Consider the following 22,872-nt stretch of genomic DNA (forward strand, 5'->3'; position numbering starts at 1 on the left):
TCTCCTTGCCAGGCGGCTAATCTGCAGTCTTGCTCTGGTTGTAGCTGGTGGAGCGTTCCTGGCCGCTGAGTTCGGCAATCCCATCCATGATCCGGTCCGTGACTTCCCGGCGGGCAGGAAGGGAATGGTCGGGGCCGGTCTTGTCGAAGTACAGCGGCTCCCCCACTTTCATGGTGAAGTGCTGCGGCCTGACCCCCTTTTCGCCGGCACGCTGGAGCTTCTCGGTGCCGATCAGGCCCACGGGAATCACGGGCGCCCCGGTGGTGAGCGCCAGCCAGCCGACCCCTGTGCGTCCCCGGTAAAGGATGCCGTCACGGGATCGCGTTCCCTCCGGGTAGATGCCGATGCCGCGGCCGGCCTCAAGGATGTCCAGAAGCGTCTTCAGCGCCTGGACACTGGCGGCCTGTTCGCCGCGCTCCACCGGGATGGAGCCCACGGATTCGAAGAACGCCTTCATGACCTTGCCCTTGACGCCGCCGGTGGTGAAGTATTCGGCTTTGGCAAAGAAGGCAACCGGCCTCGGCATCAGTGCCTGCACGATCACGCTGTCGAAGAAGGACAGGTGGTTGGGAGCCACAATGAAGGGGCCGTCGGAGGGGACGTTTTCCAGCCCGACGACGGTGGGCCGGCAGGTGCCGGCAATCAGGTTGCGCGTGGTCCAGCGGACGGCATCAAACATTTCCATCGTTGCTCACCCCGCTCATTGCCGCAGCGTGGACAGCCTGCAGCCGCTCGATGGCGGCTAGCAATTCCCCGTGCGTACTGACGACGGCCACAGAGCCGGCTTCCTCCAGTTCACCGTCCGGGGCGAACCCCCAGGCGACACCGATGCAGTCCAGTCCGTTGGCGATCGCGCCGGAAACATCCTGGGCGCGGTCCCCCACCATGATGGCGTGCTCCGTGTCCAGGTCCCGCAGGGCGGCGGCGATGATCTGGGTCTTGCCCAGCGGGACGCCTTCCACTGCCGCTTCGTCATCGGCGGAACCATGGATGCCATGGAAGAGGCCGTCGATGCCATGATGTGCCAGCACTTTGTGCGCCAGGCCCTGGGGCTTTTGGGTGGCTACTGCCACGGGCTGTCCGGCTGCGGCGAAGGATTCAAGGATCTCGCGGATGCCCGGGTACAGCCGGCTTTGGGCTATCCCCGTGGACACATAGTGTTCGCGGTACCGGCGGACCACCTCGTCCAGACGGTCTGCCGGTACCTTTGCCACGTTGAGCAGGGAATCGCTCAGCTTGGGGCCGATCATCGCATCGAGCAGGTCCTGGCTGGGAACCGGGAGCCCCAGTCCGCGGAGGGCTGAGGCAATCCCCCCGGTTATTCCACCTGCAGGGTCGACAAGAGTGCCGTCCAGGTCAAAGATCACGGGCACTGTTGTTGAAGTCACCGGGTTAGTTTCTCACGACAGCAGGAGTGCCTGAAACTCGCATTCCCCGGGAGGAATACTTCGCTGGAATTTCCCCCGCTTAGCTGAGTATTTCCGCGAGGAACTTCCCCGTATGGCTGGTGCTGGACTTTGCCACCTGCTCCGGTGTTCCGGTGGCGACAATCTGGCCGCCGCCCGAACCGCCGTCGGGTCCGAGGTCAACCAGCCAGTCGGCACTCTTGATGACGTCGAGGTTGTGCTCGATGGTGATCACCGTGTTGCCTTTGTCCACCAGCCCCTGCAGGACCATGAGCAGCTTGCGGATGTCCTCGAAGTGCAGGCCCGTGGTGGGCTCGTCCAGGACATAGATGCTGCGGCCGTTGGACCGCTTCTGGAGTTCCGCCGCGAGCTTGACGCGCTGGGCTTCACCGCCGGAAAGGGTGGTTGCAGGCTGTCCCAGGCGGACATAGCCCAGTCCCACGTCGACCAGGGTGTTCAGGTGCCGTGCGATGGGTGAGAACGCCGCGAAGAACTCGGCGCCCTCTTCGATGGGCATGTTGAGGACGTCGGCGATGGTCTTGCCCTTGTAGTGCACCTCCAGCGTCTCCCGGTTGTAGCGGGCACCGTGGCACACCTCGCAGGGAACATAAACGTCAGGCAGGAAGTTCATTTCGATCTTCAGCGTGCCGTCACCTGAGCATGCCTCGCAGCGGCCGCCCTTGACGTTGAACGAAAAGCGGCCGGGCAGGTAGCCGCGGACCTTCGCCTCTGTGGTCTCGGCGAAAAGCTTGCGGATGTTGTCGAAGACACCCGTATAGGTGGCCGGGTTGGAGCGGGGGGTCCGGCCGATGGGGCTTTGGTCCACGTGGACCACCTTGTCCAGGTGCTCCAGGCCCTGGACCGTCTTGTGCCGCCCGGCCACCTGCTTGGCGCCGTTGAGCTTGTTCGCCAGCACCTTGTACAGGATTTCATTGACGAGGGTTGACTTGCCCGAACCACTCACGCCGGTCACCGCGGTGAAGAGCCCCAGCGGGAAGGCGGCGTCGACGTTCACGAGGTTGTTCTCCCGTGCGCCAACCACTTTGATCTCGCGCTTCCTGTCGTACTTGCGGCGCTTCTTGGGCACCTCGATGGCCCTGCGGCCGGACAGGTAGTCGCCGGTCAGGGATTCCCTGTTGTCCAGCAGTTCCTTGTACGTCCCCGAGTGGACCACCTGTCCGCCGTGCTCGCCTGCGCCCGGCCCGATGTCCACGATCCAGTCCGCCACATGGATGGTGTCCTCGTCGTGCTCGACCACGATAAGGGTGTTGCCCATGTCGCGGAGCCGGGTGAGGGTTTCGATGAGCCGGCGGTTGTCGCGCTGGTGCAGGCCAATGGACGGTTCGTCGAGGACGTAGAGGACACCCACCAGGCCGGAACCGATCTGGGTGGCAAGCCGGATGCGCTGGGCTTCGCCGCCGGAGAGGGTGGCGGACGGGCGCTCGAGGTTGAGGTATTCAAGGCCCACGTCCAGCAGGAAGGTCAGGCGGGCCTGGATCTCCTTGAGGACCTGGTGGGCGATCTGTGCTTCACGCCCGGTCAGGACCAGGTTGTTGAGGAACTCGGCGCAGTCCCGCATGGGCAGGGCTGCAACCTCGGCGATGGACTTGCCGTTGATCAGCACCGACAGGGATGCCGGGTTGAGCCGCGCGCCGTTGCAGGCGGGGCACGGAACCTGCCGCATGTATTCCTCGTAGCGGTCGCGGGCCCAGTCGGAATCGGTCTCGCCATGCTTGCGGTGGACATACTGGATGGCACCTTCAAAACCGGTGCTGTATTTACGTTCGCGGCCAAAGCGGTTGCGGTACTGCACCACTACCTTGTGGTCCTTGCCGTGCAGGATGGTCTGGCGCACGTCCTTGCCCAGCTTCTCCCATGGCGTGGTCATGGAGAAGCCGATTTCCTTTGCCAGGCCTTCCAGGAGCCGGTTCCAGTACTCGGTGGTGGCGGTGCCCATTGACCAGGGGGCGATGGCACCCTCCGACAGGGACAGTTCCGGGTTGGGAACGATAAGTTCCTCGTCCACCTCAAGGCGGGTGCCGATGCCGCTGCACGCTGCGCAGGCGCCGAAGGGGTTGTTGAACGAGAAGGAGCGGGGCTCGATTTCGTCGATGGCGAGCGGGTGCTCGTTGGGGCACGCGAGGTTCTCCGAGAACGCCCGGATCCTACCGGGGTCGTCGGCCTCAAGGTCGACGAACTCCGCCAGCACCCGGCCCTCGGCCAGTCCCAGGGCGGTCTCGATGGAATCGGTGAGCCGCTGGCTGATGCCTTCCTTGACCACCAGGCGGTCCACCACCACTTCGATGGTGTGCTTGAACTGCTTGCCCAGCTTGGGCGGGTCGCTCAACTGGACAAGGTTGCCGTCCACCCGCGCCCGGGAGTATCCCTTTGCACTGAGTTCCTTGAAGAGGTCCACGAACTCGCCCTTGCGTCCGCGCACCACCGGCGCCAGGACCTGGAAGCGGGTGCCCTCGTCGAGTTCAAGGAGCTGGTCAACAATCTGCTGGGGCGTCTGCTTGGATACCGGTTCGCCACAGACGGGGCAGTGCGGCCTGCCGACGCGGGCCCACAGCAGGCGCATGTAGTCGTAGATCTCGGTAATGGTGCCAACGGTGGACCGCGGGTTCTTGCTGGTGGATTTCTGGTCGATGGAGACCGCCGGGGAGAGGCCTTCAATGAAGTCGACGTCGGGCTTGTCCACCTGGCCAAGGAACTGCCGTGCGTAGGCGGACAGCGATTCGACGTAGCGGCGCTGGCCTTCGGCGAAGATCGTGTCGAACGCGAGCGAGGACTTGCCGGATCCGGAGAGGCCGGTGAAGACGATCATGGCATCACGCGGCAGGTCAAGGTCCACGTTGCGCAGGTTGTGCTCCCGCGCGCCCTTCACCACGAGGCGGGAGAGGTCCGGGCGCTGCGGTGCGGCAGCGGAGGGGACAACGAGGGAAGCGGAGGGGGCAGGGGTTTCTTCAGCTACGGCTTTAGGCACCCCATTATGCTAATCGAAAACTTTTTCGAACACTTACGGTTCCGCCGTCAGGGAACATCGTAGGCGGCGGCCAGGATCTTCACTGCCTCGGCGAAACTGGCCCCTTGGGATTTGGCGACGGCGGCGTAGGCGGCAGCGGCGGCGGACAGCCCTCCCAGCCGCTCATCCCGTGCGGCGACCACCGTCCCGTTGCGGCCGCGGGTGGTGACGATGCCGGCGGCCTCCAGTTCCTTGTACGCCCTGGCAACGGTGTGCGGGGCGACGTCGAGCTTCTCCGCGAGGGCCCGCACGGCAGGCAGCCTGGTGCCCGGTGCCAGCGCCCCGCTGTCCGCCAGGTGGATGACCTGGAGCCGCAGCTGCTCAAACAGCGCCACACTGCTGGCGGAATTGGGCCGCCAGGATCCGGGGAAACCGGCACTGGCGCTCACAGGCCGCCCTCCAGGACCCCTGCGCGGCCGTCGCGTTCGGCGAACTGGGCGTTGTACAGCCTGGCGTAGTAGCTGTTGGCGGCAAGGAGGCTTCCATGCGTACCCTGCTCGACGATGCGTCCGTGGTCCATGACGAGAATTAGATCAGCGTTCCGGATGGTGGACAAACGGTGGGCAATCACGAAACTGGTCCGTCCCTGGCGCAGCCGCTGCATCGCCTGCCTGATGAGCAGCTCCGTCCTGGAATCCACCGAGCTGGTGGCTTCATCCAGGACCAGGACGCTGCGGCCGGCAAGCTGCGCCCTGGCGATGGTGATGAGCTGCCGCTGCCCCTGGCTGAGCGGCTCCCCTCCGTTCTCCAGCAGTGTGCCGTAGCCGTGCGGCAGGGACCTGATGAAACGGTCCGCGTACGTGGCCTCGGCTGCGGCAACAATGTCAGCATCCGCGGCACCCGGAAGGCCGTAAGCGATGTTTTCCCGGATAGTGCCCCCAAAGAGCCAGGAATCCTGAAGCACGACGCCGAACCGGGCCCGCAGCTGGTCGCGGGGAACGTCCGCGATGTCCCTTCCGCCCATGGTGATCCGGCCGGACGAAGGTTCCAGGAACCGCATGAGCAGGTTCACCACGGTGCTCTTGCCCGCTCCGGTGTGTCCCACGATGGCCACTGCCTGGCCGGGCTCCACCGTGAAGGTGAGGTTGCGGACCGCCGGCACGGAGCCCGGGTAGCCGAACGTGACGTCGTGGAAGGCTATGGCGCCCGCTGCAGTACCGCCGGATGCCTTGCCCTCGGGCTCCTGCGGATCTTCGCCGGCGTCCAGGAGCACGAAAACCCTTGCCGCCGAAGCGGCGCAGGACTGCATGACGTTCAGCAGCCCGCCGATTTGCCCTACGGGCTGGGTGAACAACCGGCTGAACTGGATGAATGCCTGGACCCCGCCAATGGTCATGGCGCCTGCGAGGACCTGCAGCGCCCCCACCACGGCAACAGCAATGTAGTTAAGGTTGGACATCAGGACCATCAGCGGCTGGACCACGCCGGCCGAGTATTGGGCTTTGGCGGCGGCCCGGGCCAGGCGGCCGTTGCTGCGCCTGAACACCTCCGCCGCCTGGGCCTGCCGGCCAAAAGCCTTGATGACTTCATGCCCGCTGATGAATTCCTCCACGTGCGCGTTGAGCTCGCCCGTTTCCTTCCACTGCCTGGCGAAATGCTCCTGGGACCGCCTGGCCACCAGGACGGTGATCCAGGTGGAGACCGGAACGCTGGCGATGGCAATGGCCGCCAGCAACGGTGAAATCCACAGCATCATGGCCAGGGAACCGCACAGCATCAGGACGGACACGATGAGCTGGGTCAGGACCTGGTTCAGGGCCTGCGCAATGTTGTCGATGTCATTGGTGGCCCTGCTCAGGACGTCGCCGCGGGAGCGTTGCCGGAAATAGGTTGAAGGGAGGCGGTGCAGCTTGTCCTCAACCGCTGCACGGAGGCCGTACATGAGTCCCTGCACTGCGCGCGCCGTCAGCGCGCCCTGGATCCAGTTAAACAGGGAAGCAAAAACGTACATGATGGCCACGGCAGCCAGCAGGATTCCGAGCCGCTGGTCAAGGCTTCCCTGGAAGATGCCGTCCACCACCACGTCAGTGGCGTCGCCCAGGTACTTCGGGGCGGCAACGTTAAGTCCTGCGAAGGCGCAGGTTGCCGCCACCGCCCCCAGCATCTGCAGCCGGAAGGGGCGCAGCAGGCCAAGGAGCCGGCCGGCTGTCGGCCAGAACCTGTGCGCAGTTTCCGCGGCTTCTTCCACTGCCGTCACGGCGTGCCGTCCAGCGCAAGCTGGGATTCGGCGATTTCCCGGTAGGTGGCGGACGTTTCCAGCAGCTCCTGGTGCGTTCCCTGCGCAACCAGCCGGCCGTCGTCAAGCACCAGGATGCGGTCCGCGTCCTCCACAGCCGAAAGGCGTTCGGCGACAATGATGACCGTTGCGGGGGCAAGTGCCAGGTCAAGGGCCTGGCGCAGTCTCGTGTCGGTGTCGTAGTCCAGCGCGGAGAAGCTGTCGTCAAAGAGGTAGAGGGGTGCCTTGCGCAGCAGGGCCCTGGCGATGCACAGCCGCTGCCGCTGCCCGCCTGAGAGGCTGGCACCGCCCTGGCCGACGGGGGTTGCAAGTCCAAGCGGGAGGTCGCGCATGAACCGCATGGTCTGGGCCGCCTCCAAGACGGTCCAGAGTTCCTCATCCGTGGCGTCAGGGGCCGCCATCCTCAGGTTGTCTGCGATGGTTCCGGTAAACAGGTGGGAATGCTGGGGCACGATGGCCATGGCAGCGCGTAGTTGGTCCAGGGGCAGGTCCCGGATGTCATGTCCGGCCAGGGTGATGCTGCCTCTGGTCGCCTCGAGGAAACGTGGAATCAGGTTCAGCAGCGTGGTCTTGCCGCTTCCGGTAGCGCCAACGATTGCGGTGGTGGTGCCGGGAGCCGCGGTGAAGGTGATATCCGCCAGCACGGGCGCTTCTGCTCCCGGATAGGAGAAGGCGACACCCTGGAACGCCAGGGTTGCCGGCTGCTTTGGCAGGCAGGCCCCGGGCTGCGCCGGCGCAGCCGCGCTGTGGCCGGCCGGGTTGGGGACTGACGGCTCGGTCTCCAGGACCGCCTGGATGCGTTCGGCGCAGACAGCGGCACGCGGGGCCGTCATCAGGACGTACATGGACATCATGATCGCCAGCAGGATCTGCATGATGTAGGCGATAAACGCCGTCAGCGCGCCCAGGTTCATCAGTCCAGCCTGGATCCGGTGCCCGCCGAACCACACGACGGCAACCGAGCTGGTATTGACCACCAGCATGATCATGGGCAGCATCCCCGCCACCAGGAGCGCTGACTGCAGGTTGTTGGCGGTCAATCCCGCGTTGGTCTCCGCGAACCGCCGGACCTCGTGGCCCTGGCGGACAAAGGCGCGGATGACGTCCACACCGATGATCTGCTCGCGGAGAATCCCACCCGACCGGTCCAGCAGGTCCTGGCCCTCACGGTAGAGCGGAATAAGGCGCCGGACGATCAGGTACATGATCAGCAGGAGCAGGGGCACAATGACGATGACCACCAGGGACAGCGCCACATCCTGCTGCACGGCAAGGACGATGCCGCCGATGCCCATGGCAGGGCCGGCAAAGAGCATGGTGAAGACAAGTACAGCGAAAGCCTGGATCTGCTGGACGTCGTTCGTGGCGCGGGTGGTCAGGCTTTGCGTTCCGAACAGGGCCACGTCCTGGGAGGACAGTGACTGGATCCGGGTGAAAACCTCGGCCCGCAGGCGGTGCCCGGTCCTCATGGCCACAACAGCACCAAGGTAGCCGGCGGCAATGGCGGACGCCGCCTGCACTATGGCAATGACGGCCATCAGCACGCCAAGGCGCGAGATCACGTCCGGTTTGCCCGCAACGATCCCGTCGTCGATGATGGCTGCGTTCACGGTGGGCAGCAGCAGGTTTGCCGCCGCCTGGACCAGCTGGAGGAAAACGATGGCCCAAACGTACGCGTATTGACCGGCAAGCTGCCGCCTCATGAGTCCGACCAGCAAAATACCCCCTGTAAATGCCTGGGCCGAAGAGGGGGCCAGCGGCTTGACCCCTAAACCACAGTCGTCATTGTAAGCCAGATCACTTTCCGCTGCTGTCACAGCCTGTGACCGGGTGGAAAACCATCCGGCGGGCGCGGAGTCAGCCCGCTTTGCGGCCCACTGCGAAGATCCGGCGGAACGGGAATACGGTGCCATGGACACCGCCCGGGTAGGCATTCCGCAGGGCCGCCGCGTATTCGGCTTCGAAACGCCTGGCTTCCTCATCATCGAGGGCCGCCATGACGGGCCGCAGTGCCGTGCCCCGGACCCAATCCAGCACCGGGTCCGGCCCCGGCAGGACCTGCAGGTAGGTGGTTTCCCACGCGTCCGCCGCACAGCCGGCGTCGAGCAGGATCCCCAGGTAGTCCCCCGGCTCCCCCACTGACTCCCCGCCCCGCAGCACCCCGTCCAGCTTCGCCGCCCACCGGTCCGACCCCGCAAGCTCCCGCATGAGCGAGTGCGAGGGGGCATTGAAGTTTCCGGGCACCTGCATGGCAAACCAGGCCCCCGGCCGCAGAACTTCCAGCCATTTCCGCATCATGTCCTGGTGGCCCGGAACCCACTGCAGGGCTGCATTGGTGACCACAACGTCCGTCTCCGGAGCCGGCATCCAGTCGGCAATGTCCGCCTGCTCGAACTGAAGGGAGGAACCTTTCTCCACCAGGGCTGCCGCCTTTGCCAGCATCTCGGTGGAGGAATCCACACCCAGGACCTGGGCGCCGGGCCAGCGTTCAGCCAGGGTGGCCGTGAGGTTCCCCGGTCCGCAGCCAAGGTCGACCACCTGTGCGGGCGCGTCGGCATGGATCCGGGCTGTGAGATCGAAGAACGGCCGGTTCCGGTAGTCGCCGAACTGGACGTACTTCGCGGGGTCCCATTTCATAAAATTCTCCAGCTTCTGACGCACACACGGGCAAGGCGTAGCCTAACCCGCAACGGACTCCTGATCCGCCCGCAACGTGGCACTAAGGTTGAAGTCAATGAAACTCGTTGACCAGCTGAGCGATCTGTCCGCCCCCGTCCAATCCGCCGCCGTCGACCCCGACGCCCTTTACACCCGGTTTGTGGAGTGGACGGAAAGCCGCGGCCTGTCGCTGTACCCGGCCCAGGACGAGGCCATCATGGAGCTGGCAACAGGGGCGAACGTCATTCTGGCCACGCCCACCGGGTCGGGGAAGTCCCTGGTGGCCATTGCGGCGCACTTCCAGGCCATGGCGCAGGGCCGGCGAAGTTACTACACAGCGCCGATCAAAGCCCTGGTGTCCGAAAAATTCTTCGCGCTCTGTGAGATCTTCGGGGCAGAGAACGTCGGCATGATCACCGGTGACTCCGGGGTGAACCAGGATGCTCCCATCATCTGCTGCACCGCCGAGATCCTGGCCAACATTGCGCTGCGCGAAGGTTCCGCAGCCGAACTCGGTGCCGTGATCATGGACGAGTTCCACTTCTACTCCGACCCGCAGCGGGGCTGGGCCTGGCAGGTCCCCCTGCTGGAGCTTCCGCAGGCGCAGTTCCTGCTGATGTCCGCCACCCTGGGCGATGTCACCCGGTTTGAAACGGGGCTCACAGAGCTGACCGGCCGGGCCACCACCACCGTCAGCTCCGCCGAACGGCCCATTCCGCTGCATTACTACTACCACCAGACTCCCGTCCACGAGACGCTGGAGGAGTTGTTGTCCACCCGGCAGGTGCCCGTCTACGTGGTGCATTTCAGCCAGCTCGAAGCGATCGACCGCGCCCAGAACCTGATGAGCATCAACGTCTGCACCCGGGAGGAAAAGGACAGGATCGCGGAGCTCATTGCCAACTTCCGCTTTGCTGCCGGGTTCGGCAAGACGCTGAACCGGCTAGTGCGCCACGGGATCGGCGTGCACCACGCGGGAATGCTGCCCAAGTACCGCCGGCTGGTGGAGCAGCTGGCACAGGCAGGGCTGCTGAAGGTTATCTGCGGCACGGACACGCTGGGGGTGGGCATCAACGTCCCCATCCGCACCGTGCTGCTCACGGCGTTGAGCAAGTACGACGGCGTCCGCACCCGCCTGCTCAACTCACGCGAGTTCCACCAGATTGCTGGCCGGGCCGGGCGGGCGGGCTATGACACCGCCGGAACGGTGGTGGTTCAGGCACCAGAGCATGTGATCGAGAACGTCAAGGCGATGGCCAAGGCCACCGCCAAGTTCGGCGACGACCAAAAGAAGCTGCGCCAGGTGGTGAAGAAGAAGCCGCCCGAGGGTTTTGTTTCCTGGGGTGAGCCGACCTTCAAGCGGCTGGTGGAATCGGTGCCGGACCCGTTGACGTCAAGCTTTACGGTGACGCACGCCATGCTGATGAACCTGATGGAACGGCCGGGCGACCCGTTCGCGGCGGCACGGCGGCTGCTCACCGAAAACCACGAGCCGCGGTCCTCCCAGCTGCGGCTGATGAAGAAGGCCCTGGGCATTTACCGGGAACTGCTGGCCGCCGAGGTCATTGAACGGATCCCGCCGGAGGAACAGGGCGCCGATGGCCGTTCGGTGCGGCTGACCGTCCACCTGCAGCCGAACTTCGCCCTGAACCAACCGCTCTCCCCGTTCGCACTTGCCGCACTGGAACTCCTTGACCCGGAGTCGCCGTCGTACGCCCTGGACGTGGTCTCCGTGATCGAGGCGACCCTGGAGAAACCCCGGCAGATCCTGTCCGCCCAGCAGAAGAAGGCGCGCGGCGAAGCGGTGGCGGCCATGAAGGCCGACGGCATCGACTACGACCAGCGGATGGCCATGCTGGACGAGGTCACCTACCCCCAGCCGCTCGCGGAAATCCTGGGCGAAGCGTTCGAGGTGTACCGGAAGGCCGCGCCGTGGGTGGGAGACTTCGAGCTGGCACCCAAATCGGTGGTCCGGGACATGTACGAGCGGGCCATGAACTTTGGTGAATTCGTCCAGTTCTACGGCCTGGCCCGGTCCGAAGGAATCGTGCTGCGGTACCTGGCAGATGCCTTCAAGGCGCTGCGCCAGACAGTTCCACAGGACATGCTCCGCGAGGACCTGGCGGACCTGACGGCCTGGCTGGGTGAGCTGGTGCGGCAGGTGGACTCCAGCCTCCTGGACGAATGGGAGGAACTGGCTTCCGGGGCGGCGCCGACGCCGCACGACGCACCGCCGCCACCACCGCCGTCGCTCACCTCCAATATCCGTGCATTCCGGGTGATGGTGCGCAACGAGATGTTCCGGCGCGTGGAACTTTTCGCGGACGAGGACGCCGCCGCGCTGGGAGAGCTCGGCGGCGGTTCCGGCTGGGGTTCAGAGCGCTGGGAAGACGCGTTGGACGACTACTTCGACGAACACGATGACATCGGGACAGGGCCGGATGCCCGCGGGCCGGGCCTGCTTATCATCACCGAGGAAGCCGGCACCTGGAAGGTCCGCCAGATTTTCGATGACCCGGCGGCCAACCATGACTGGGGTATCTCGGCCGAGGTGGATCTTGCCGCGTCCGATGCCACCGGAACAGCGGTGGTCAGGGTGACGGACGTCAACCGGCTCTGACGCCGGCGGTAAGCTCGAACAATGAGTGTAATCCGCCCCGCAACCCCGCATGACGTGCCCGCCATCCTCCGCATGATCCATGAACTGGCCCATTACGAGAAGGAACCCGACGCCGTCCGGAACACCCCGGAACGGCTGGAGCAGGTGCTCTTCGGCGCGAATCCCCGCGTCTTCGCAGCCATGGCTGAAAACGCGGCCGGCGAGGTGCAGGGCTTCGCGCTGTGGTTCCTGAACTACTCCACCTGGGAAGGCGTGCACGGGATCTACCTCGAAGACCTGTACGTCAGTCCGGAAGCCCGCGGCGAAGGACACGGCAAGGCCCTGCTCCAGCACCTTGCCGCCATCGCCGTCGAAAACGGCTATGCACGGGTGGAATGGAGCGTGCTGGACTGGAATGAACCTTCCATCAATTTCTACCGCCGCCTTGGCGCCCGCCCCATGGATGGCTGGTCCACCTTCAGGCTGACCGGCGAAGCGCTGGACCAGTTCGGCCGGGCACCGTCCCGCACGTCCCTTCCCGCTTCCTCCCGTGGGTGACGCGCGGCAGGGCCAGGCCACCGCGGTCGGGCACAAGATCAGGGCCCGGCATGAGTTCCGTGGCATGCGCACCGTGGAGCACTACTTCACGGTGCCCCTGGACCATTCCGCTTCAATGAACGGCTCCGCGGAAACCATCACCGTATTTGCCCGGGAGTATGTCTCAGCCGCGCACAGCGAGGAGGCGGCGTCGCAACTGCCGTGGCTCCTCTTCCTGCAGGGCGGCCCGGGCGGCCGAGGCAACAGATGGGGTTCCCTGGGCGGATGGGGCAAGGCCGCAGCACAGGACTTCCGCATCCTGATGCTTGACCAGCGCGGCACCGGGCTCTCCACACCCCTCGACCGGGCCACCCTGCCCGCCCGCGGAACCGCAGTGGAGCAGGCCGCCTACCTGCAGCACTTCAGGGCCGACTCGATCGTGGCGGACGCGGAACTGATCCGCCGGGCGCTGGACTCACCGCCCTGGACCATCTACGGCCAGAGCTACGGGGGCTTCTGCGCGCTCACTTACCTGTCATTGGCGCCGGAGGGCCTCCGCGAAGCCCTGATCACGGGCGGGCTTGCCCCGCTCACCGGCAGTGCGGATGACGTGTACCGCGCCACGTACCAGCGGGTGGCTGCCCGCAACGATGAGTACTTCCGCTGGTATCCGGAGGACCGGGAGGTTGTGGAGCGGATCGCCCGCCACCTGCGCTCCACACCGGAATTCCTGCCCGACGGCGGGCCCCTCACCGTGGAACGGTTCCAGATGGCCGGGGCGTTCCTGGGGGGCAACACACGCGTGGACGGCCTCCACTACCTGCTTGAGGACGCCTTTATTGACACGGCCGCCGGACCCCGGCTCTCCGATGCGTTCCTGGAGCAGCTCCAGAGCGTGGTTTCCCGCCGCTCCAATCCGCTGTACGCGCTGATGCACGAATCCATCTACGGCCAGGGCGAGGCAACCAATTGGTCCGCCTGGCGGATGCTCGGCGAGAACCCGTGGTTCCGGCCCGACGCTGATCCCCTGCTGCTGACCGGCGAGATGGTGTACCCGTGGTACTTCGAGCAGGACCCCGCCCTCCGGCCGCTGCGGGACGTGGCGGAGCTGCTGGCCGCCAAGCAGGACTGGGCGCCGCTGTATGACCCTGGGGCATTGGCGGCGAACACTGTTCCCGTGGCAGCGGCGGTTTACTCAGACGACATCTACGTGGACCGGGACCTTTCCCTGCGGACTGCAGCAGCGGTGCGCGGGCTGCAGGTCTGGGAGACGGCCGACTTCCACCACGACGGAATCGCCGACGACGGTGAACGGATCTTCGCGCGCCTGCTGGGCATGGTGCGGTCAGGCGGCCGCTGACTGCCGGTGTGACAGGCGCGTGAGGACCGCGGCGGCCAGGACTGCCGCCCCGATGGCTCCGCCCACCAGGTTCAGGCCAAGGTAGCCGGCGAGGCCCAGGACCAAACCGGACACGGCGCCGCCTACGGCACCCGCGGCACCCATCAGCATGTCGGAGACACCCTGGACCGCCACCCGGGCGTCCTGCCCCACGCTTTCGGCCAGCAGTGTGGAGCCCGAGATCGTCGCCGCGGACCAGCCCATGCCCAGCAGGACCAGCCCCACGGCCACTGCCGCGGTGGAGGACTGGCCGAACCCGGCAACAGCCACGGCCGCGATCAGCACGGTGAAACCGATCATGATGGTTTCCATCCTGCCTGCCCGGTCGGTCAGCCAGCCCATGACCGGGGAGAGCGCAAACATCCCGGCGATGTGCAGCGAAATGGTGAAGCCGATGATGACCAGCACGTCCCCCTCCGCAACATGCCCTGCATGTGGTCCCGGCCCTTCCACCAGGTGCTGGAGGTGCAGCGGCGTCATGGACATCACGCCGACCATCACCGCGTGCGCTGCCACGACGCCGGCCACCGCCAACAGGGCTGTCCGCGAGCCCCGGATGGCGCGCAGCCCGCGGCTGAGCGAGCCCCGGGCAGGCGCCACTGCGGGCCCGGCAGCAGTGGCAGGGGCGGCAGTGGCAGGGGCGGCAGGAACCCCGGCCGGCACTCCTCCTGCGGGGGCTGGCCCTGCAAGCGGAACAACCCCGGCAGCGTTGGCCCCGGCACGTTGGCGGGCCAGCAGCAGCGGGTCCGGGCGAAGGCCCGTGAACAGGATCACCGTGGCAATAAGGAGCCCGGCGCCTGAAATCACGAACGGGCCGGCGACCGGCGGCAGGCCCAGCGCTGCTCCCACGGCCGCACCCGGCTGGATCAGGTTGGGCCCGGCCACCGCGCCCACAGTTACCGCCCAGACGACGGTGGACAACGCGCGCCCGCGGTGCTCGGCCGCGGCGAGATCGACGGCGGCAAACCTTGCCTGCAGGCTGGCGGCCGTGCCCACGCCGATGCCCGCGGATCCCAGGAGCAACAGGACGAAGAGGCCGGAAACAACGGCCAGCACCATCAGCACGGCGCCTCCCAACGCCGCCGAGAGACCGGCCACCTGGCCGGCCCGGCGTCCACGCCGCTCGGCAAGTGATGCCAGCGGCAGCGCCGCGGCCGAGGCCCCAAGGGTCATGACCGTCGCCACGGAACCGGCCCACACGCTGGAACCGGAAAGCTCCACGGCCAGGATTGAGCCGATGGACACGGTTGATCCAGTCCCGAGTCCACTGAATACCTGGGCCACGCTCAGAAGCACGACTGTGCGCCGCTGCACATGGCGCACGTCCTGCTCCATCACAAGGGTGCGGGCCATGTTCAGAGCATAGTCCCGCGGCGGCGGGTGCCACAGGGGTTTTGGTCCGCTGCCTCCTGGAGGGGTTTAAAAGGCGGGATCCCGGCCGCGCAGGCGGCCGGGATCTACCGGGGCTTGAATGAGAGGGCGGGCCTACTCGACGTCGCTGTGGCTCTTGCGCGCGTCTTCCTCAAGCCGGGGATCGACCTTGGCAAGCTGGGCCTTGGAGCTGAGCAGGCTGGCGACCACGGCGATGATGATGGTGCCCACGATCACGGCCAGGGAGACAAAGGTGGGGATCTCAGGAGCCCATTCGATGTGCTGTCCGCCGTTGATGAAGGGCAGTTCGTTGACGTGCATGGCGTGCAGGACAAGCTTGACGCCGATGAACGCAAGGATGAAGGACAGGGCGTGCTTCAGGTAGATAAGCCGGTTCATCAGGCCCCCGAGCAGGAAGTACAGCTGCCGCAGGCCCATCAGGGCGAACAGGTTGGCGGTGAAGACAATGAAGGGGCTCTGGGTCAGGCCGAAGATGGCGGGAATGGAGTCCACCGCGAACAGCAGGTCCGTGAGGCCGATGGTGATGAAGACGATCACCATCGGGGTGAAGACCTTCTTGCCGTTGACCGTGGTACGCAGCTTGCCGCCGTCGAACTTCTCCGACATGGGGATGACCTTGCGGATCCTGGCGATCAGCGGGTTCTCCCGGTCCTCTTCCTCTTCGCCTTCGTCCTGGGCCTGCTTCCAGGCCGTCCACAGCAGGAACGCACCGAAGATATAGAACACCCAGCTGAACTGTTCGATGACGATGGCGCCGAGCATGATGAAGATGCCGCGCAGGATCAGGGCGATGATGATTCCCACCATCAGCACTTCCTGCTGGTATTTCCGGGGGACCGAGAACCTGGCCATGATGATGATGAAGACGAACAGGTTGTCGATGCTGAGGCTGTATTCCGTGACCCAGCCGGCCACGAACTGGCTGCCGAACTCCGGACCGGTGAAAGCAAACATGGCACCGGCGAAGGCCAGGGCCAAGGTGACGTAGAAGGCCACCCACAGGCCGGCTTCCTTCATGGACGGTTCGTGCGGCCGCCGGACCACCAGGAGGAGATCGATCAGGAGAATCAGGCCGAGGACGACAAACGAGCCAACCTCAAACCAAATGGGCAAATCAAGCACAGGGCAGCCTTTCGCAGGGTACACAAGAATGGTGTAAGTCTCTCCGGCCAGCCTGTGCACTTGGTGCTGATGTGGCGGCCCGCTACGCCCGGCGGGGCAACTGTGCCCCGCGTGTTGACGATCGTAGCGCTTGGGATACTCCCCTACGTGCCTATAACTGTACCCCAGCCACGTGACGGCGCGCGCCCGGAGATCCGGCAGACAGCCCGATCGGACGCTTGGATAACGTTTTCCGCAAAACCGTTGACGCCTCCAGAAGGGGTTGAAATAATCTCTTCCGGGTGAGAAAACGCTTTCTCATGCTTTCCCGGTGTCCGTCCCAGAAAGTCAAGGTTGGTCAATGAAGACTCCTCATCGCACTGGCATGGTGGTCAAAGCCCTTGCCACCGCCGCCGCGCTGGCCATGCTGGCCAGCGGCTGCTCATCCTCCGCGTCGCCGTCGGGCGACAGCGGTGGAAACGTCACCGTCCGCTTCACCTGGTGGGGGAACGACCTGCGGAACAAGCAGACACAACAGGTGATCGATGCATTCCAGGCGTCGCACCCCAACATCAAGATCCAGGCTGAGCCCGGAGTGTGGAGCAGTTACTGGGACAAACTGGCCACCACCACGGCGGCCAACGATTCGCCCGACGTGATCCAGATGGACCAGGCCTACATTGCCGAGTACGGTGGCCGGGGCGCACTGCTGGACCTGTCCAAGCAGGGAAACATCGATACGTCCAAAATCGACCAGGACGCCCTCAAATCCGGTCAGGTCAGCGGCAAACAATACGGCCTGAGCACCGGCCAGAATGCCAAAGCGGTGATGATCAACACGAAGATGTTCCAGGACTACGGAGTTCCCATCCCGGATGACGAAACCTGGACCTGGGACGACTACACGAGGACCGCCGCCCAGATCGCAGCGGCCGCGGGCAAGGCCGGCCAGACAAATTACGGCAGTTCCTACTCTTTGACCGACTCCGACCTGAACACCTGGGCCATGCAGCACGGCGAGTCGCTGTACTCCGAGGACGGAGGCCTGGGCTTCAAGGAAGACACCGCCACGTCCTTCTTCCAGAACGTGCTGAACCTGCGCAACCAAAATGCGGCTCCGCCGGCCAACATTGCCACCGAGGACATCAGCGCCCCCGTGGAACAGACCCTGTTCGCCACCGGCAAGACGGCCATGTCCTGGTGGTGGACCAACCAGGTGAACGCGCTCCAGTCAGCATTGAAGACGGACGTAAAGATCCTCCGCGCGCCCAGCTCCAGCGGCAGCGCCAAGGAGAATGGCATGTCCTACAAGCCGTCCATGTTCTGGTCGGTTTCCTCGCGCAGCAAGCACCCGAAGGAAGCCGCCGAAGTGGTCAACTACATGCTCAATAACCTGGATGCGGCCAAGACCATCCTCACCGAGCGCGGTTTCCCGACCAACTCTGAAGTCCAGACCGCGATTGACCCGCTGCTTACACCCGCGGACAAGGCGGCAGCGGCGTTCCTGAAGGACATCAAGCCGGACCTGAAGAGCGGTCCGCCGGTTCCTCCCACCGGTTCCTCCGGGGTGCAGGCGCTGATCCAGCGGTACAGCACCGATGTCCTGTTTGACCGCAAATCCCCCGCTGATGCAGCCAAGGGCCTGATGCAGGAAGCAAAGGGAATGATCGACTCGGCCAGGAAGTAAAGGCCGCAGCATAGTACGGAAACGCACGACGGCGGGCACCCGGGTGGGTGCCCGCCGTTCTGCGGTGCCGAGGCTGCGTGGAGATGCGGAGCCTGCGTGGAAAAGGCGCCGTCCCTAGGCGTGGCCGGCGGCCTGCATCTGGCGCAGCTCTTTCTTCAGTTCGCTGACTTCGTCGCGGATCCGGGCTGCCACCTCGAACTGCAGTTCCGCCGCCGCGCCATGCATCTGTTCCGTCAGCTGCTCGATCAGGCCCACCAGGTCCTCGGCCGGTGCAGCGGCGAGGCCATCGGCACGTACCTGCGCGCCGCCCTTCGCACCGGACTTGGCGCGTTTGGCACCCTTGGCCAGGCGGTTGTTCTTCAGCAGTTCCTGGGTATCGGCGTCTTCCTTGGCCAACTGGTCCGTGATGTCCGCGATCTTCTTCCGCAGCGGCTGCGGGTCCACGCCGTGTTCCTTGTTGTATGCCACCTGGATGGCGCGCCGCCGGTTGGTCTCGTCGATGGCGTTGGCCATGGAGTCGGTGATGCGGTCCGCATACATGTGAACCTGGCCGGACACGTTGCGGGCGGCACGTCCGATGGTCTGGATGAGCGATGTGGACGAGCGCAGGAAGCCTTCCTTGTCCGCGTCCAGGATGCTGACCAGGGATACCTCGGGAAGATCGAGGCCCTCGCGGAGCAGGTTGATGCCCACCAGGACGTCGAAGGAACCCATGCGCAGTTCGCGCAGGAGCTCCACCCGCCGCAGCGTGTCCACGTCCGAGTGCAGGTATTCAACCTTGACGCCGTGGCCCAGCAGGTAGTCCGTGAGGTCCTCGGCCATGCGTTTGGTCAGCGTGGTCACCAGGACCCGCTCGTCCTTCTCCACGCGGGTCTTGATTTCGCCGAGCAAATCATCGATCTGGCCCTTGGTGGGCTTCACCACCACCTCCGGATCAACCAGGCCTGTGGGGCGGATGATCTGCTGGACGAACCCGTCCGCCTTGCCCAGCTCGTACTTGCCTGGAGTGGCGGAAAGGTAGACGGTCTGCCCCACCCGTTCCAGGAACTCGTCCCACTTCAGGGGCCGGTTGTCCATGGCGGACGGCAGGCGGAAACCAAAGTCCACCAGGTTCCGCTTGCGGGACATGTCGCCTTCGTACATGGCGCCGATCTGCGGAATGGTCACGTGGGACTCGTCCACCACCAGCAAAAAGTCGTCCGGGAAGTAGTCCAGGAGGCAATGGGGCGCAGTGCCCGGACCGCGGCCATCAATGTGGGACGAGTAGTTCTCGATGCCGTTGCAGAAACCCATCTGCTGCATCATCTCGAGGTCGTAGGTGGTGCGCATGCGCAGCCGCTGGGCCTCCACCAGCTTGTTCTGGCTTTCCAGCACCTTCAGCCGGTCGGCCAGTTCATCCTCGATCCGCTTAATGGCCCGTGCCATCCGTTCCGGCCCGGCGACGTAGTGCGAGGCCGGGAACACGTACATCTCCTCTTCGTCCCGGATGACTTCGCCGGTCAGCGGATGGAGGGTCTGAATGTTCTCGATTTCGTCCCCGAAGAACTCAATCCGGATGGCCAGTTCCTCATACATGGGAATGATTTCCACGGTGTCGCCGCGTACCCGGAAGGTCCCGCGGTGGAAGTCCATGTCATTGCGGGCGTACTGCATGGCGACGAACTTGCGGAGGAGGTGGTCCCGGTTCATCTCGGCGCCTTTTCGCAGGGTCACCATGCCCGCGATGTATTCTTCGGGGGTTCCCAGGCCGTAGATGCAGGAAACCGTGGCCACCACGATCACGTCGCGGCGCGTCAGCAGCGCATTCGTGGCAGAGTGGCGGAGCCGTTCGACTTCCTCGTTGATGGAGGAATCCTTCTCGATGAATGTGTCCGTCTGGGCCACGTACGCTTCGGGCTGGTAGTAGTCGTAGTAGGAGACAAAGTACTCCACGGCGTTGTTGGGCAGGAGCTCGCGGAATTCGTTGGCGAGCTGGGCGGCGAGGGTCTTGTTCTGCACCATCACCAGGGTGGGGCGCTGCACCTGTTCGATGAGCCAGGCGGTGGTGGCACTCTTGCCGGTACCCGTGGCACCGAGCAGGACAACATCCTTCTCGCCGTTATTGATGCGCTCCGTCAGCTCGGCGATGGCGGCCGGCTGGTCGCCCGCGGGCTTGAATTCGCTGATGACTTCAAAGGGCGCGACAACACGGTTGATCTCCTGCGCAAGGCTCATGGATCTAATCTACAACCGGGCACCGACAGTGGGCGGGCCCGTCCGTTACAGGCGAACAGCCGCCCGGCCGGGTTCCTGCCTCAGGAGGAGTACGACGGCGGCACCCACCCCGTTGCCTCCGCCCAGGCGGACATCCCCGGCCACGCCACGTCCGTGAACCAGGGTTCCTTGGCTTCTGCGTATCCGCTGGTGGTGTCCGCGCCAGCAAAGCGCGCTGCCAGCCCGGCCTTGTGTGCCCCGTAAAGCTTGAGCGCGGAGGGATCGTTCCGCAGCCAGTCCCGGAACATCAGGGCATAACGCCATCCGGCCGAGCCGGCCACCCGGACATGCACGTTCACGGCACGGCACGGGTCCGCGTTGGCGTGGAACCGCTTCAGCCATTCGGACTGATCGGCAGCGCTGGGCTTCGGGGTGTCGGATTCGATCCCCCGCACCGCCGGGAAACCGGCAGCAGCCAGGAACGGAGCGATCCTGGCCGCTGCCTCCAGGTCCCGCACCGCAACCTGCAGGTCGATCACATCCTTGGCGGCCAGGCCGGGAACGGAGGTGGAGCCGATGTGGTCCACGGCCAGGATGAGTCCGGGTGCGGACGCCGCCAGCCGGGCCGCAATCCTCGCGGCCTGCTGCGCCCATTCCGGCCGGTACGGCTCCAGCACCGGTCCCCCGTTCCGCGGGGCGCGGGTCCCCGCCGCGAGGTTGCGGGCAAAAGGCACCATCCGCCCGTCCCAAAGCCTGTCCACCTGGTCAAGCAGGTGCTGCACCGTCCCTGAGTTGTCCAGGACGACGTCGGCAGCGGCCAGCCGTGCCTCGCGCGTGGCCTGCGCGGCCATCCGTGAACGCGCCGCTTCCGCGGTCATGCCGCGCAGCTCCTGCATGCGCTGCAACCGCACCTCCTCCGGGGCGTCCACCACCAGCACCAGGTGGAAGGCACTCCCCTGCCTCGTCTCCACCAGCAGGGGGATGTCCTGGACCACGATCGCGCCGTCCGGCGCCGCTGCCGTAATGGCCGCGGCGCGGGCGCGGACCAAGGGGTGGACGATGGCGTTCAGCGCAGCCAGCCGCTCCTGGTCGCCGAACACCGCCGCGCCGAGCCGGGCCCGGTCAAGCCGCCCGCCGCCGTCGAGCATGTCCGCGCCAAACTCCTCCACAATCCGGTGCAGCCCCTCGGTTCCGGGCTCAACCACTTCCCGCGCCAGGGCATCCGCGTCCACCAGCACGGCGCCGCGTTCCCGCAGCCGCGCTGCCACCACCGATTTCCCTGATGCGATCCCGCCCGTCAGTCCAATTTTCAGCACGCCGCCAGCCTACTAGCCCGGGCAGCCGTGTTCAGTGAAGGTGGGACAGGCTCCGGGTGGGCCTAGACTGGGGCGGATGCAAGAGCAAGACAGCCGGGCAACCTCTTTCACCACACTGGCGGCCGGCGGGGACTTCCGGCACGAACTCGACATCAAGCGCTCCCGGTTCATCACCGTCCTCCGCAGGGCCGGCACCGAGGACGCGGCCCGGGACCTGGTGGCCGGCCTCCGGCGCGAGTTCCACGACGCCCGCCATCACTGCTCGGCTTTCGTCATCGGGCCGGACCGCAGCATCCAACGTTCCAGCGACGACGGTGAACCCGCCGGGACCGCCGGCATCCCCATGCTCGAGGCCCTGCTGAAGCGTGAAACGGCGCCCGGGGTGAGCGACCTCAGTGACATCAGTGCCGTCGTCGTGCGTTATTTCGGCGGTGTCCTGCTCGGCGCCGGAGGCCTGGTCCGGGCCTATTCCGAGTCCGTCTCCGCAGCCCTGGAGCTGGCACCCCTGGCGCGCCGCAGCAGGCTGCGGATCTGTTCCGCCGCCGTACCGCACGCGGCCGCGGGCCGGCTGGAGAACGATCTGCGCGCCGCCGGCACCGTCATGGCGGAGACCAGTTACCAGGACCGGCACACCGTGCTGCGCATTGCCGTGCCGGACCATGCTGACGCGATTGCCGCCGCAAGCGACCGCATCCTGCAGCTGACGGCGGGCTCGGCCAGCCTCACTGCCGATGGAACGGAATGGGTGGATGAACCCCTCACCTGACGTGACCCTGGTGGACGTTGACGAAGCCGTAGCGGACCAGCTGCTCCAGCTGGCCAAACGCGATGCCTCCCCGGATGAGGTGGCGCCCCCGCTGGGCGGCCCCGGCTGGAACCTGGAGCGCACCGCCTGGTTCTACAGCTACCATCACGCCGCCGCCGGCGGGCTGGATGGACCCGCCGCGGAAAAATCCTGGGCCGTCCTCAGCGGCGGCCGGATTGCCGGCTCCGTGCGCCTCAAGCGCGACACCGGTGCGGGCATCCCCTCAGCCGAAACGGGTATCTGGCTGGGCCGGAGCTTCCGTTCACACGGCATCGGAGGTGCAGCCCTGCATCTGGTGCTGGAAGAGGCCCGCAGGGCTGGCCTGTCCCGGGTGACCGCCCGCACTTTGGCGGACAATGCCGGCGCCCGGTGCCTTCTCGCCTCAGCCGGCGCCCAACTCACGCTCGACGACGACGGGACCGTCCGCGCCGTCGTCGACCTTTAAGGACAGGCCGACTGCCACACAAAGCCGGAGCATCGCATTAAACGCAACAGACCCCCTGCCGCCGGCAGGGGGT

At 65.7% G+C, this 22,872-nt stretch carries 17 protein-coding genes; 6 read left to right on the forward strand and 11 right to left on the reverse strand.

The genetic code is table 11. The features are described from left to right. Window positions 1-16: 16 nt before the first annotated feature. The 7 genes from QFZ60_RS10295 to QFZ60_RS10325 all read right to left on the reverse strand — a co-directional run bounded on the left by QFZ60_RS10295 (window position 17) and on the right by QFZ60_RS10325 (window position 9,304). Window positions 17-685: a 1-acyl-sn-glycerol-3-phosphate acyltransferase gene (locus tag QFZ60_RS10295; RefSeq protein WP_307090248.1), complete on the reverse strand. Its 669-nt coding sequence runs from the start codon at window positions 683-685 to the stop codon at window positions 17-19. After that, window positions 672-1,388 (reverse strand): HAD hydrolase-like protein, encoded by a 717-nt coding sequence (locus QFZ60_RS10300; RefSeq protein ID WP_307090250.1) that lies wholly within the window; start codon window positions 1,386-1,388, stop codon window positions 672-674. Before QFZ60_RS10300 ends, QFZ60_RS10295 begins: the two co-directional genes overlap by 14 nt. A gap of 79 nt (window positions 1,389-1,467) precedes the next feature. Continuing rightward, the gene (gene uvrA / locus QFZ60_RS10305; protein ID WP_142121696.1) at window positions 1,468-4,392 is read right to left on the reverse strand and encodes an excinuclease ABC subunit UvrA; all 2,925 of its coding nucleotides are present in this window, start codon (window positions 4,390-4,392) and stop codon (window positions 1,468-1,470) included. 47 nt (window positions 4,393-4,439) lie between these two features. Continuing rightward, window positions 4,440-4,820 (reverse strand): GntR family transcriptional regulator, encoded by a 381-nt coding sequence (locus tag QFZ60_RS10310; RefSeq protein ID WP_307090252.1) that lies wholly within the window; start codon window positions 4,818-4,820, stop codon window positions 4,440-4,442. Then, window positions 4,817-6,628 (reverse strand): ABC transporter ATP-binding protein, encoded by a 1,812-nt coding sequence (locus tag QFZ60_RS10315; protein WP_307090253.1) that lies wholly within the window; start codon window positions 6,626-6,628, stop codon window positions 4,817-4,819. The genes QFZ60_RS10310 and QFZ60_RS10315 overlap by 4 nt, the downstream gene beginning before the upstream one ends. Continuing rightward, the gene (locus QFZ60_RS10320; RefSeq protein WP_307090255.1) at window positions 6,625-8,370 is read right to left on the reverse strand and encodes an ABC transporter ATP-binding protein; all 1,746 of its coding nucleotides are present in this window, start codon (window positions 8,368-8,370) and stop codon (window positions 6,625-6,627) included. The genes QFZ60_RS10315 and QFZ60_RS10320 overlap by 4 nt, the downstream gene beginning before the upstream one ends. Window positions 8,371-8,524: 154 nt before the next feature. Continuing rightward, on the reverse strand, window positions 8,525-9,304 hold the full coding sequence (locus tag QFZ60_RS10325; protein ID WP_307090256.1) for a trans-aconitate 2-methyltransferase: 780 nt from the start codon (window positions 9,302-9,304) through the stop codon (window positions 8,525-8,527). 97 nt (window positions 9,305-9,401) lie between these two features. Here QFZ60_RS10325 and QFZ60_RS10330 point away from each other — a divergent pair, with 97 nt between their 5' ends. The 3 genes from QFZ60_RS10330 to QFZ60_RS10340 all read left to right on the forward strand — a co-directional run bounded on the left by QFZ60_RS10330 (window position 9,402) and on the right by QFZ60_RS10340 (window position 13,821). Further along, window positions 9,402-11,945 carry an RNA helicase gene (locus tag QFZ60_RS10330; protein ID WP_307090258.1) on the forward strand — a complete coding sequence of 848 codons (2,544 nt, stop codon included), beginning with the start codon at window positions 9,402-9,404 and terminating at the stop codon, window positions 11,943-11,945. 21 nt (window positions 11,946-11,966) lie between these two features. Beyond that, the gene (locus tag QFZ60_RS10335) at window positions 11,967-12,482 is read left to right on the forward strand and encodes a GNAT family N-acetyltransferase (protein ID WP_307090260.1); all 516 of its coding nucleotides are present in this window, start codon (window positions 11,967-11,969) and stop codon (window positions 12,480-12,482) included. Window positions 12,483-12,546: 64 nt separating this feature from the next. Further along, window positions 12,547-13,821 carry an alpha/beta fold hydrolase gene (locus QFZ60_RS10340; RefSeq protein ID WP_307093284.1) on the forward strand — a complete coding sequence of 425 codons (1,275 nt, stop codon included), beginning with the start codon at window positions 12,547-12,549 and terminating at the stop codon, window positions 13,819-13,821. Here the strand turns inward: QFZ60_RS10340 and QFZ60_RS10345 are convergent. Then, window positions 13,807-15,213, reverse strand: coding sequence for an MFS transporter (locus tag QFZ60_RS10345; protein WP_307090262.1), 1,407 nt, complete (start codon window positions 15,211-15,213; stop codon window positions 13,807-13,809). The two genes, QFZ60_RS10340 and QFZ60_RS10345, sit on opposite strands and share 15 nt — an antisense overlap. Window positions 15,214-15,345: 132 nt before the next feature. Continuing rightward, window positions 15,346-16,374 carry a TerC family protein gene (locus tag QFZ60_RS10350; RefSeq protein WP_307090264.1) on the reverse strand — a complete coding sequence of 343 codons (1,029 nt, stop codon included), beginning with the start codon at window positions 16,372-16,374 and terminating at the stop codon, window positions 15,346-15,348. Between the two features lie 340 nt (window positions 16,375-16,714). Between QFZ60_RS10350 and QFZ60_RS10355 the strand changes: the two genes are divergently transcribed. After that, window positions 16,715-18,040: an ABC transporter substrate-binding protein gene (locus QFZ60_RS10355; protein WP_307090265.1), complete on the forward strand. Its 1,326-nt coding sequence runs from the start codon at window positions 16,715-16,717 to the stop codon at window positions 18,038-18,040. Window positions 18,041-18,154: 114 nt separating this feature from the next. Here QFZ60_RS10355 and uvrB read toward each other — a convergent pair whose 3' ends face one another. Continuing rightward, window positions 18,155-20,254, reverse strand: a complete 2,100-nt coding sequence (gene uvrB, locus QFZ60_RS10360) for an excinuclease ABC subunit UvrB (RefSeq protein WP_142121678.1) — start codon at window positions 20,252-20,254, stop codon at window positions 18,155-18,157. Between the two features lie 80 nt (window positions 20,255-20,334). Further along, window positions 20,335-21,549, reverse strand: a complete 1,215-nt coding sequence (gene coaE / locus QFZ60_RS10365) for a dephospho-CoA kinase (RefSeq protein ID WP_307090267.1) — start codon at window positions 21,547-21,549, stop codon at window positions 20,335-20,337. Between the two features lie 76 nt (window positions 21,550-21,625). On the opposite strand from coaE, the gene QFZ60_RS10370 reads away from it, so the two are divergent. After that, window positions 21,626-22,315 carry a YigZ family protein gene (locus QFZ60_RS10370; RefSeq protein ID WP_307090269.1) on the forward strand — a complete coding sequence of 230 codons (690 nt, stop codon included), beginning with the start codon at window positions 21,626-21,628 and terminating at the stop codon, window positions 22,313-22,315. Then, complete coding sequence (locus tag QFZ60_RS10375; protein WP_307090271.1) at window positions 22,299-22,799, forward strand: GNAT family N-acetyltransferase; 501 nt, start codon at window positions 22,299-22,301, stop codon at window positions 22,797-22,799. Before QFZ60_RS10370 ends, QFZ60_RS10375 begins: the two co-directional genes overlap by 17 nt. Window positions 22,800-22,872: the final 73 nt, after the last annotated feature.

The sequence above is a fragment of the Arthrobacter sp. B2I5 genome, assembly GCF_030816735.1.
In the GTDB taxonomy this organism is placed as follows: domain Bacteria; phylum Actinomycetota; class Actinomycetes; order Actinomycetales; family Micrococcaceae; genus Arthrobacter.